5 protein-coding genes and 2 pseudogenes are annotated in these 12,813 nt (G+C 55.5%); 3 read left to right on the top strand and 4 right to left on the bottom strand.

Features of this window, described 5'->3' with window-relative positions; genetic code table 11:
• Positions 1-82: 82 nt before the first annotated feature.
• Positions 83-1,429 (bottom strand): annotated as a pseudogene (gene istA / locus EDF58_RS26590) (IS21 family transposase); the annotation flags it as partial.
• A gap of 1,085 nt (positions 1,430-2,514) precedes the next feature.
• Here istA and EDF58_RS26070 point away from each other — a divergent pair.
• Both EDF58_RS26070 and EDF58_RS25410 read left to right on the top strand, forming a co-directional pair.
• Positions 2,515-3,240, top strand: a complete 726-nt coding sequence (locus tag EDF58_RS26070) for a hypothetical protein (protein ID WP_165921598.1) — start codon at positions 2,515-2,517, stop codon at positions 3,238-3,240.
• Positions 3,241-3,833: 593 nt separating this feature from the next.
• Positions 3,834-4,328 (top strand): annotated as a pseudogene (locus tag EDF58_RS25410) (transposase); the annotation flags it as partial.
• A gap of 664 nt (positions 4,329-4,992) precedes the next feature.
• Here EDF58_RS25410 and EDF58_RS25405 read toward each other — a convergent pair.
• Both EDF58_RS25405 and EDF58_RS25400 read right to left on the bottom strand, forming a co-directional pair.
• Positions 4,993-6,009: a ParB/RepB/Spo0J family partition protein gene (locus EDF58_RS25405; RefSeq protein ID WP_132270555.1), complete on the bottom strand. Its 1,017-nt coding sequence runs from the start codon at positions 6,007-6,009 to the stop codon at positions 4,993-4,995.
• Between the two features lie 1,945 nt (positions 6,010-7,954).
• Positions 7,955-9,136, bottom strand: a complete 1,182-nt coding sequence (locus EDF58_RS25400) for an AAA family ATPase (RefSeq protein ID WP_279388353.1) — start codon at positions 9,134-9,136, stop codon at positions 7,955-7,957.
• Between the two features lie 716 nt (positions 9,137-9,852).
• Here EDF58_RS25400 and EDF58_RS25395 point away from each other — a divergent pair.
• Positions 9,853-11,226 carry a replication protein RepA gene (locus EDF58_RS25395; protein ID WP_165921597.1) on the top strand — a complete coding sequence of 458 codons (1,374 nt, stop codon included), beginning with the start codon at positions 9,853-9,855 and terminating at the stop codon, positions 11,224-11,226.
• A gap of 1,186 nt (positions 11,227-12,412) precedes the next feature.
• On the opposite strand, the gene EDF58_RS25385 is transcribed toward EDF58_RS25395, so the two are convergent.
• The coding region (locus EDF58_RS25385; RefSeq protein WP_165921596.1) for an ATP-binding protein at positions 12,413-12,813 on the bottom strand (401 nt) is incomplete at its 5' end.

Genomic DNA, 12,813 nt, shown 5'->3' with positions numbered 1-12,813 from the left:
GCTCGTGAGGTATCGCCGGTTCTTTGCGTCGTGACATAGTGGGACTCCTTGTTACCCATTATGCCTGCCCACACACGGAATTCCTGACAGTCCCGATGATGCCCAAGCATGACCGGTAGCCCTGTTCGGGATGGGGCTTCGCCTCGATGACCTTCTCCACCAATAGGGACAACATCGGCCCGATCCGGCTTGCCTCTTCGCGGATCTTTGGCGGCGTCCATTCGCCGTAGCGCCGATGGCTGGAGGGCATGCGCTCGGGGACGGTGGTGTGCCGGCCATTCCCGCTGCCGCGCATGTGCACGGCGATGCGCTCGCCTCCCAGGAAGATCTCTACCGTGCTGGCAGTGAACCGAGCTTCGACCTCGCGGCGGGCGAAGCGATGCGGGACGGAGTAATGATGCCGATCGATCGCGATATGATAATCGAGCCCGACGCGGCAGCGGCGCCATTCGGCATGAACCCACGGCTCTGCCGGCAGCGGCTTGAGGTTTGGAACATCGACTTCGTTGAAAAGATGGCGACGTGTCTTGCCGGACTGGCGCAGCACCCGCCGATCATTGAGATCGGCAAGGCATTCGGCGATCGCTGCGTTCACCCCAGCGAGGCTGTAGAAGATCCGATTACGTAAGCGGCCCAATAGCCAGCGCTCGACGATACCGACGCAGGCCCCGACCTTGGCCTTGTCCCGCGGCCTGCGCGGCCGGGTCGGCAGGATCGCCGTGCCCTAATGCCGGGCCATGTCCGTGTAACTGCGGTTCACCTTAGGATAGAAGTGACAGGCCTTGATCACCGCCACCTCGGCATTGTCGGGTATCAGCAACTGGGGAACGCCGCGGAAGAAGGCGAAGGCAGCATTGTTACCCGCGATCCAGTCAGGAAACTGCTCGGTCCACGTCGCCAGCGCAAACGACAGGCTCGATCCGCCCATCACGGCGACGAAGATGTGGGCACCGCGGACTTCTCCGGTCCGCCGGTCCACCACGACCGGCACCGTATCGCCAGCGTAATCAAGGAAAAGCTTCTCGCCGCCGGCATGGCTCTGGCGGATGACCAGCGGCAAGCGGCCTTCCCAGCGGCGGAACAGATCGCAGAATCTCGAGTAACGATACCCGTCCGGATGCTCGGCCCGATACTCCTCCCAGAGCACATGCAGCGTCACGTGTTTCCGCTTCAGTTCGCGCGCTACCACCGGCCAGTCCGGCTCGGGCAGCTTACGCCGCCCCGGTTTGGCGCCGGGAACCCCGTACAGCCGCTCTTCCAGATCCGCGTCGCCAATCTCGGGTGGAAGCGGCCAAGATAGCCCGGATCGAGTAAACCGCCTGAGCGTGTCGCGAACCGTGGTCGCCCCGGTTCGAACATGCTGCGACATTGCGCGGGTCGATAGCCTGGCATCCAGGCTCAGCCTCAGTATCTCGCGCACATGACGCATCATTACCCTCCTTGTCGGCATCCAATCCTCCTAGCTGCTCAGCCAGGGAATGGTCCCAACGATCAGGCTTCCGTCATCCCAAACTGCGCGCGATCATCTCGGCTGCGCGGGTAATTCGCGGAACGGTGCGCGCGATGACCCCGGAATCCGAACGCCGAGCCGGTCCGCACGGCCGAAGGGTAATAAGAATCGAGCGAACGTATCCAGCGGCCGTGACTGCGGACGGTCTTGGCAGCGGCAATACAAATGCGCTTACGCCGGAGAGGAAACGCCACGCTATTATGCTGATTTGCGAAAACGGCGCCCGTCCCGGTATGGAGCTGCAAGCAGCGGCAGGAACGCCAGAGCCTCCACCGCGTTGAGAACATGCCACCATAACGAGAGTGGTATGAAGGCCCTCCGTCCCCCTCCCCCGTCTCGGATGGGCCAAAACTAAAGGCCGCCCCGGCGGCCTTTTTTATGGCTGGCCGCGCTGCTATGAATGATTTTGTTGGCTAGCTGACACGGCTGCAAGCCCATTGTCTCGCAGCAGCACCCCCTGGGTCCGCTTTTAAGATGAAGAACAGCGCCGATTCGCCCATCAATCAAAACGTCCTTGCTGCCCCGATACGGAAGCCCCCTTGCGAGCGGCAAACAATCGGAATTTGCCACGATAGCCCGTTTGGAACGGTGCCGGCCAGGATTAGGGGGAGATGTAGGAAAGCGCTCGATCCTAAGCAAACGGGATGAGCCGGATCTATCCTGCCATGTTCACCGCCCGCTATTGAACCGAAACGTTTTACCTCTAAAACTTGCACAAGCCATTGCTATGCGGGCTGCTGCCGGCTTCGTTCCACACGAGGTGGAGTCATCCACCGCCGGAACGCCCTCGTCGGATCAAAAAGCCGTGTGCTGGCTCTTTCAGTGTGAAAACGATAAGCCGTTCGACTTAGAGGAGCGCTCTGCAGTTGAGGCACTTGTTCGCGAACTATACAGCGAATTTATGCCTTCTCAATTCCAACGTCCCTGACGTTGTCGAGCTTCGCCCGAGGCTGATCTGCGGTTTCTAATGATGCCAGATGGGACGCGGATGCAAGGAGAGCATCATGCTCGGCAAATACGCGCTCGATTTCCGCCCTCTTGTCGAAGATCATCCGGGCCACCCCGCTTGTCATCCCGCCTTCCTCGCCCACCCTGCCAAGCACATTAGCGAGATCTTCGAGCGTCGCTTTCTCGAGGCTGCTGTGAAGAGCACCTTTGGAATCACGATAAGCAACGCATTCGACCGCCATTACCACCTCCGCTTGAACCATCCTCGTATTCTTATTGCCACTAATCTTGAACCCGCACGATTTTGGAATTCACTGACCCCGTGGTTGCACGTCGCTCCCGGTCAATCACCTTTCTCGGCAAACAAAAGTCCTTTTCACCTGACAGGGAAAGTCATCGCGGCGCCCGAGATATCTCATTCGCCAGATGGTACCGGCGGCTTCTTGATGAAACCGCCACCCCATTCGATCCCTCCCGCATCGGGTGCGTCTTGCTCGGTCTTAGAAACTATCTCGAGATCCTCGCTTTTGGCCGTCGTCACGCCTCGGACGCCGCCGGTGCTTTCGCTGATATTTTTGTCCGCGCTAAAATGGAGCCATCCAGCTCAAAATCGAGAGCATTTCTTTCATCGGGCATCGTCGGTCTCCATACTCACGAAAACAATCCTGCACGTCAGCCGTTCCTCAACCCGCCAAAGTTCGGCGCGGACCTCCCTGGGAGGCAACCGAGCGGCTTCTTGCGAGCAAGCATATCGCTTAAGCGTGGCTGCATGTGTTTCTTGAAGACGGAACTTTGCCGCAGATAGCTGCAAGGCCCCTTTTTGGTGCGACAATTGGCCTGAGATCTCGAAAATCTTGTCTTTCAAGTTAACAAAAATCACACGGCCTAGGCCCCCCGGAACCACCAGCGGTTTGTCCTCATTACCATCGAAGCGGCTTATTCCTCACCAGGATACGTTGAGCCATCAAAAGCGGAGAGCGATTTGCCCATTTATCATTTTGACACCTTCAACGGTGAAGAAATTCATGACCTAAAAGGCATAGACATCGAAAACATTGGCGATGCGAAGACGATGGCTGTACGGTATCTGGGTGAGCTACTGAGGGAAAAGGCGGAAGGGTTCGGTGATACCGGTGACTGGCGAGTAGAGGTCAAAGACGATACCGGATCGATACTTTTCTGTGTCAATCTTTCATTGAAGATAGTTCCCCCCGTGTCCTCGATGCAATAGTGCAGTCCCATCGCGGTGGAGCCAGCAACGCGATTCCCTACGGGATTTTGTGCCAGGACGTGGTGTAGGTGAAGGCTGAGGTGGTCACCGTGATTTTCGGGTAGATTTGGGTTGCGAAGCTCAAACCTGACGGAAGGAATCACGATGACCGATCCGATTATGCACTTGCGCTCGCTGTTAGAGAAGGCCTCGGGTGCAGACATTCTGCGCGAGATGATCTCGTTTGCCACCGAGCGGTTGATGGAGATGGAAGTCGGCAACCTGACCGGAGCCGGCCATGGCGAGAAATCCGCGGCAAGGCTGGTCCAGCGCAACGGCTACCGCGAGCGCAACTCGCAGACGCGAGCGGCGACGGTCGAACTGCGCATCCCCAAGCTCAGGAAGGGAAGCTACTTCCCCGGCTTCCTCGAACCCTGCCGCATGGCTGAGCGGGCGAGGAGCGGTGATCCAGGAAGCGTATATTCAAGGCATCTCCACCCGCTCGGTAGATGACTTGGTAAAGTCACTGGGTATGGATGGGATCTCGAAGGGTCAGATCAGTCAGCTGTGCGAGGAACTCGACAAGAACGTCGGTGCTTCCTCGAGCGCGCAATCGAAGACGACTGGGAGTACCTATGGATCGACGTCACCCACGTGAAAGCCAGTTGGATAATTACAGAATTCTGCTGGCTGTAACTCTCCTTCCGATATTAAGTTATAAGTTTCCAGACTTCGTTCAATTTTTCAAACCTGCCGGCAACTGAATTAAGCCGCTCTCCCCCTCGTCGCTCTGATGTTGCAAATGCACGATGGCGTCTTATCGTTTTCTTATCGTTTTCTTAGCGGCTTAAAAGTCAGACTAGTCGTGGTCTATGGATGTAACCCTGACATGGCACGCCGCCGAGCCGGCTACACCTTCACCCATATTTTGTAAGATTATCGATAGTGCGCGCAAAAGCCATTCCGGTAGGCGTAAACTTAAGTCAGATTAGCTTTTACACCGCCTAACCCTCTGCGCTAAAAAGGTTTTTTAGGACGCGATGTTTGGCTATTTGATGATGCACGCGTTCATTCGCTTGATCAACGAAAAATGGGCTAATTCGGAACCACCACTTTACGGGATAGGACGGTCGCGCTCTTCGATGCGCTGCTAGAATCTGAGAAAATGGGACGCATTTTCGCCGTAAAAAAAGTCCCCTCAGAAGCTTTCTCAGGGGAGAAAAGCACCATCAACGAGCCAAACCCCGCAATATTGGCGCTTGCGCTGTAAGGGCTGCTCTAGGCGATAATTGAGCGGTTTCCCGCTTTGTTCTACCTTGGGGTGTTATGAGTTTTCGAATATTTCGTCGATGAGGATTGCAAAAGCATCCTCAACCTCTTTTCGCTTTGCAGACAGCTTTACCGGGAGAGTGACAGTCATCCCGCGCTTTTTTGAAGCTCGCGTATAGGTGAGAATTTGGCTGCCGTCGGCAGCGCACAACGTGTAGGAAGTATTTTCGACTATCTGAGGCCGGGGGGGTTTTGCAGCCTCTTTGAACCTGCTCAAAACTTCCGCTGGCGCGAGCAGCGGCTGACCTTCTCGGCGCAGACGCGCCTGCTCTTCCGCAACCCTCGAAGCCTCAACCCTAACTCGTTCCGCCGGTTCACCACCCTCCTTGATCAGCGTGGCGATAGTCCTTGGATGCGATACTGTGATTGCCTTCGAATCGCCGAACGCGGCGATAAAGTCCTGATCAAGATCGGCCAGCGCAAGATAACGGTAGACGGTGGCGCGCGCCATTCCCAGCCTCTCGGACATCGATGTGACGTCGCCCTTGTAATGTGTCTTCAAGGCCATCGCGTAGCTACGCGCCCTCTCAAGGTCGGAGACATCCTCCCGGGCGCGGTTTTCAAGGTCGCTGAGACGAAACGCGGCTTCGTCGTCGAGCTTTTGAACGTCGACGAGATACCGGAATTCGGGATAGTTGTTTGCTCGCAGCCAGGAGATTGCAAAATGCCGCCTGGATCCAGCTACAATTTCATAAGGTACCGCAGGATCGTCGGTGCGGCGCACTACCGCCGCCATGCGCTGGCGTCCCTCCGATTTTATCGACTCGATGAGGTCAGCACATTCGCTATACGTTAGATCATCGTAATGCCGAGCGTTTTGTTTGGACGGTCGGCAAAGAGCGGGATCAATCCACTCAAACTGCTCATACAGGACGTCGGCGCCAAGGCGTGATATAGCTTTTCCGCGGCTCGCGAGAACGTCCCCAGACGGAAGTTCCGGCGTTTCCCCGCTATCGAAAGCATCCACGACTTCCGATGCTATCGAGGCGCCGAAGCCAGGTTTACGAGCCATCAAAGTTCACCTTTTTCTGAACTTGGTTGCCTATCGATGCGAACCAAGACGCTTGTTTGCAGATTCCCACAAACTTACTTGAGCATGCTGTGTGATTGCAACCGTTCGCCTAGCGCTATGCGCAGGGCAATCGCAAAGGCTTTCGAAAACAGGCTGGGCTCGCCAGGACAACGGGCAAGCAAGTTGTCGAATATTCCTGTTTGCCAGGCGATCTCATCTTGCTGATGTATGCCTTCTCCGCCCTTTGCCCTACCCTACCCTACCCTACCCTACCCTACCCTACCCTACCCTACGCTGCCCTGCCCTGCCCTGCCCTGCGTGGCTGGGCACGCCGAGTCCGAAATGGTCGGCTTGGTCTCGCTCCGCTGGCTTCTGCCCGCCCGCGCCGGCTCGCCTGTTTAACGCAGCTTTGGGGTCCGATCCCTTGTGAACGCCCGGTCCACTTGTCTTTCGAGCCCTGCTTTAATCGTACCCCTTAAGCGTTCATCCTACCTGAATGAGCAACCCGATCGCTGATGCCGCTTTCCTTAGCTCACCAGTACCTTCTTTCCCGCGCTGCGGGTTGAAGCGCATCCTCTTTCCTAATTAGCGGGAGCGGGCCGAGTTCATTTTAGGCATGCCAACACCAAACCTGACAGGTGGATCGGTTGCGAATATATTCACAAGCGGCGCTTGTGATCTTGCCAATCGAGCGGGTTTATCAAAGCTGCGGTCATCAAATCTTAGCTCACTGGAAAGGATTTCGAGACGGGCACGCCTTAGAGGAATTCAGCCTAAATTTTGGAGCCTCGGCGCAAGTTTAGGCCCCATGCACCATCCAACTGAACGCATTACAAAACCGAGTGAGCCGTTTGCGTAGTTGAGATTAAGTGTGGTGCTTGCCGTGCCTGTCGACCTTCCGGCACGGCCGGCTCGCCATCGGTTTGCAGAGACTACAGGCGCCCAGCCACGCTTGTCTCCATTGGAGACTTTCCGCAGATCGCTGCGGCGTCATGATAAGACGTGGGTCCTCTACACGACAGGTTGTCTTTGTCTCCACTGGAGACTCATGGGAATTCGCGCATTCCTTAAGGCTTCTCGAGCAGACTAGAACAACGCCTGTTGGCAAGAAGATTGCGGGCGACCGGAGATGCATAATCTTGTCTCCACTGGAGACAGCCAGTCTATGCGGGTGGAATCGCTGGAAAGGGATGGCGCGTCGCCTTGTCTAGGCTCTGGATATGGCCATGAACCGGGGCGCATAGAGCGCGCTGCATATTACGCCACAACGTTGTCTCCATTGGAGACGGCCATAAATCGGAAAAGATTTGTGCGCGAAAGCCCTTGGTTGCCGTTCGGACGAGGCGCAAAAAATGGACCAGATTGACTTGGAAGGCCATGCTCAATCTTGTGGAATGCGGCATGGGTTCGTCGCTGCTACGAGCTTTAGAGACATCAATAAAATTGGTGCCAAGCCTTCCGACATGACCAGGCCTGTTATTGCTTTTTGCTCAGCAGCATGCCGGCCGATGTGCTGACCAAGCCTTTGCCCCCATAACCGCAGGACTTCAAACATGGATAGCGACAATTTGACGGGTCGGTGCGTACCAGTATGCAGCGCCTAAACGTCTCTACTAGACCTGCAGGGATCGGTCCATCGGTGCAGCGATCGAGTTTTGCAAGATCCTCATCCCAACTTTAATCGGCGCGTTTTTTAGCGAGACCAGGGCAGGGCAGGGCAGGGCAGGGCAGGGCAGGGCAGGGCAGGGCAGGGCAGGGCAGGGCAGGGCAGGGCAGGGCAGGGCAGGGCAGGGCAGGGTTGCCCGATTGTCAATTCCCGGCAAGAGTTGTTCCCGATAGCAGGATCGAAAAACTACATCTTGGTTTGCAAGCGGAGCTGATCCGCCCAAAAAAAAGCCCCGATCTTTCGATCAGGGCTAATTCAACGGTAGGAACTACAGGCTTCCTAAATCTCATCCGCTTTGGAGGGCCAAAGCTTCCTAATATTCTGCTCGAGCTCGCGGCCGAGGTTGTTAAGCTGATTCAAGCAACGTGTACGTACCGCATGGTTTGTGGTCGATGATGTCATGTCAAAAACGGTCTTGAGCTGGCTTGCCGCATTGTTGAATTCAGCGGACGTTTTCAGTTCCTGAGCGAACACGCTTCTGCCGAAAACCGTATTGGTAATATCCACGATCTGCCGCTGCGATTCAATATTCGCATCGCTCTTTGAGATGACCATTCCGACGAAGCCATACTCCGGCTGAATGTTATGTTCGTTGAGAGCGCCCATCGTCTCATCGAGCATGCTGAGAAAGGCCGTAGTCGAAGCAAAATCTACAATGCTGGGTGGTACTGGTATCAACAGCGCGTTGGCGGCATACATAACCGATAGCGACACCATGCCGAGGGCTGGTGGAGGGTCCATTATGATGACATCATAATTGTCAGCGATTTTATGAATGTCACGCGCGAGCGTCGTGAGGACGCTGAAACCATGGACACTTATGCGTGCCGCTACCTCATATTCCGCATTATAAAGCTTCAGGTTGGCCGGGATGAGGTCGAGATTGTGGAAATGTGTCTTGCGAACGATCTGTGCTATTCCGCGCTCCGGCTTACCTTGGAGCAAAGCGTAGATGCTGTCGAATTCATCGAGATCCTGATCGGGTATGTATCCAAATTGCATAGTAGCGGAAGCTTGAGCATCTGCGTCCACGAGCAAGACGCGATACCCGTGAATAGCCAAATATTGCGCCATATGGACTGCAATCGTCGATTTTCCCACGCCGCCCTTGAAGTTTTGGCAAGCGATCACTGCTGGCGGATCACCTTCTTGCCGCCACGGACGGGTATCGAAAACCTGCCGCATGGTGTCGAGGTCTCTAAGGGTATAACCTTTTCGGCGCCCCGCCATGTTTCGCTCTTGATGAGGCAGGCGGCCCTCTGCTTCGGCTATTCGAATAGCCGAGGCCGAGCGGCCAACTAATGCGGCTGCCTGCGATATAGTGAACATAGGTCCCGTACGTGGCGGCGTGTGCTGTATGTTGCGCTCTTGCAGTTTCCTCAGGACCATGCTCGCCATTTGATAATAGCGTGTGATCAGATCCTTGGTGCTACTGCCCAGCTCGGATGGGAGGGACGCCATGATAGTCCTTCTACCTGTCAGTTTGCTGCCTCAGTTGGCAGACTTGTCAATTTTCCTTAGATAGAACGCGAAAACTCGACAACCAAAAATTCACCTGTCTCATCGATTGGCGACTTCCTGCCCTTCGATTTCTGGCATCGATACCGCAATCAGCGACCAGTTGGCGGTATTTTGCTGCATACTGCGGAAAATCCGACAGCGCTGGGCGGGTCGATTTCGCGTGTCGCTGATTAAAGTACGGAGCTCAGCGATGGAAGGGATCGCACCGCTGCTCGTGTAAGAGGTTTTTTTCACATATACCTTTATCAGCGAGCCATTCGCGAAATCTCGACGCGCGAACGAGAAAAAGCGAAAGGAATATTTCCGATCGCACTGTCCTGCATCTCGGAGGTTCGATGATAACCTGGAGGCGCTGCTTAAGGTACGGGTTGTCGCTGATAACGGTACGAAAGGTCGCTGGCGAAGGTATGTTCGGTCGCTGATTAAGGTAGGCGATCTAACCTACTAAAGAATCCTACTCCCTCTGGGAGAACCTTCCTTCGGTAAGGATGGGTCAAAAAAATGATTTTTAGAACATCAGAATTTGCGATGTGTACCTTTACCAGCGACTGGTTGGCACTTTTAGCACTCGTCGAGCCAAAAAATCGCCAATGTCTTGCTTTCCGGTTCAAATTCGCCACAATCCTCGGCGTACGATATCAACCAGGGGTGATTCTGTGGCCAGGCGGAAAACAGGAGATGCAGACGCTCAGATAGCGTTGCCGCTTGGCGCTCGCTTCGTCGATGCTCTTACAGCGAGCCCTGCGGAAGAAGTTCGTGCGCTGGCCGAAACCGCCGAAGCAAAACGCATCTTTGACGCTGTGCGTTACGTGATGGAAGAGGAATCTCTCCCCAACTTCATGCATTCGGCTTTGTGTGCCATGTCTTTGCCGGTTAAAGCACCCAAGGACCCTACAGCGCCCGTCATTCGGCGAGACGGCAATATCTCCTTGATCATTCAGCCAATGGAGAGACAGGAGCCGAATGGCCCGGGCGGCGAATTTGTGTCCGTTAACCGGGGGGTGCCGTATGGCAGACATGCGCGTCTTATCATGATCTATATCATGACAGAGGCTGTCCGGACGAGAACACGCGAGATCTATCTAGGAAGTTCTTTCTCGAGCTGGCTGCGGCGAATGGGCATCACGAATACCTCGTCTGGCGGTAAGCGTGGTACCCGTACGAGCGTTCAGGATCAGATTGATCGAATCTTGAACTGCCAGTGGACAATCCGTTGGGACGATGACGTGGCCGACGGGCGGGGCAAGCGAAACGATGGCCGAAAAGCGGCCGTTCAAAAGGATCAAATGCGGGCATTCGCTGTCAATGACATGCGCATTGTGAACCAATATGCTGGCTTAAGAACCGGCGAGGGATCCTTTGTCTCGCATTTTGTTCTGTCCGAAGAATTCTACAATGAACTCCTCAAACATTCGGTGCCGTTCAATGAACGGGCCATCGTCGCCCTTAAAGACAGTGCTACCAAGCTGGATCTCTACACTTGGCTGGCCTACCGTCTGCCTCGAATACCTCAGGGAACGGAGGTCAGGCTCAGCTGGCAGGATCTCGCCAAGCACCTCGGCAATCAGTCCAGCACAATGACAAAGTTCAGGCAATCTGTGCGCGCTGCATGGGAGGAAGTGTCAGGCGTTTATCAGCAGGCACGTCACTCAGTTGATCTCAGCGATCTCATCATCAAGCTGCGGCATGCGGAAAAGCCTATAAAGGGAATGCTTCTTGTCCAAGCTGAACAGGAAAAGGCAAAAAAAACCGTGCCAAGCTTGATCGAAGAAGCCGGAATGCTCCGCTTATACAGTTCAGGAAAAACTGGCGAATCCAGCAAGCCAATCAGGTTCCCGGCAACGGGTTCTTTGGAATTTTCTGAGCCTGAACTCTATCGCATCGGCCGTGACTATGGTTCGAACAACTCGGTGAGCATAATGGCCGATGCTTTCAGGCGAGCTTTGGGAGGTCAGATCGACACCCTGGAAGGCGATGTGCTTAAGGATCGCTGGAAAAAGTACGTCGAGCGTTGGAAAGCGCCGTCTTAAGTGGACTGTCTCCATTGGAGACCCGGTTAATGTTCATCTTGAGGGTGCCTTCGGACCGGCAGGATCGCTAACGTCTCCCAGGACGCCTTGGCGTACCTTAATCAGCGACAATGCATATCCCGCTCCGTGCTCAATCAACCGTCAGTAGGCCGCTTCGCAATCCCGCGCCCACCCTGAGTGAGACCTCTCGGCTTCGCTGATTGAGGTACGATAGTTGGGCGGGGGGAAGCTGCTGCTTCAGTCTGATGTCACGGAGATGTGTAGAGAGCGTACCTTTAACAGCGATGATGTCGGATGTCCTGACTGCGGTCATTGGGACCTCGCTGTTTACGGTACGCCAGGTATTAGCCGCGATAGCGAATGCGCTATTCTTCAAGTTTGCGGGCGGTGGCGTACCTTTAACAGCGATAAGGATTACGAGGTTTTTGCGCGATCGCGCGATCCGCCTGCGCTGAGATGCAAAAAAATTCCGCAGGCGGTAAAAGAGGTCGGTCCCGCCCTGTTAAGCAAAGCACCGGCCTTAAGGGATCACACAGGGGCAGTGATCTGAATTTGAGGGAGAAAGCCCTGGACTTGCGTATCAGCGTGCCACGTGACACCGCTCGGGGCTCGCGGCGTTCGTATGGGATTGCGTGCACGGTAGTTCTAAACCGTAATTATCCACGAGTTTGGACGGGACACGGTATTTGTGCGGGGGCAGGCGAACTCGCCCGACATTAGCCTGCCTTTCGACGACACCGAGCATTCGACTCCCATGCCATAGTTCAACACGCCGGCTACCTGCTTCGCGATGAGCGATTACGAGAGCAGAACTCATATCTTGCGCTTTGAATTCTATGCGGCGCGCAACGCCAAACGCGTCGTCGGAGAATCGCAACGTGTAAACTTCCATCTTGGTCCTCCAGGCGGGATATGTCTCGGTAACGAGTCGGCCCGGTCATCTGTCCTCATCCTGGAAACTAAGGCAAATTCTTGGCAATTTGTTCCCGGCGCTAACTCTTGTTGAGCGAAATCAATCTGCAATCGATGTGGGAAACAAGAAAGCCACGCCGCAGGCGAAGCATCTTTGCGGATTCCGATGATCCCGGCCGCCTGTTCCAATCTGATCCCGGCCATCATTCCGATTTGATCCCGGCCGGGCAGAAGCCAGATCGTGTCGCCTGATGGCATTGGGGATTGGTGATGGTCAAGCGGCGGTTTGCTGTGCAGGCCGACGCATGGATTCACCTTCGAGTTCGAGCCGGTGTGCGTTGTGCACGAGGCGGTCCAGGATGGCGTCGGCGTAGGTCGGATCGTTTATGGTCTGATGCCAGCGGGCCACGGGAAGCTGGCTGGTGACGAGCGTTGAGCGCTGACCGTAGCGGTCCTCGAGAATTTCGAGGAGATGATGCCGGGCGTTGCCATCGAGCGGCTGAAGACCCCAGTCGTCCAGTATCAGCAACTCGACCTTGGCGAGGCTTTTCATGCGGGCAGCGATACGGCCGTCACCCTTGGCCAGCGTCAGTTCGTCGATCAGCCGCGGCAACCGGGTGTAGAGAACCGAACGGTTATCGCGGCAGGCCTTGTGGCCGATCGCACAGGCCAACC

Source organism: Novosphingobium sp. PhB57 (genome assembly GCF_004342985.1).
Lineage (GTDB): Bacteria > Pseudomonadota > Alphaproteobacteria > Sphingomonadales > Sphingomonadaceae > Novosphingobium.
Note: the sequence above shows the minus strand (reverse complement) of the source record. Positions and strands in the feature narration are given on the sequence as shown.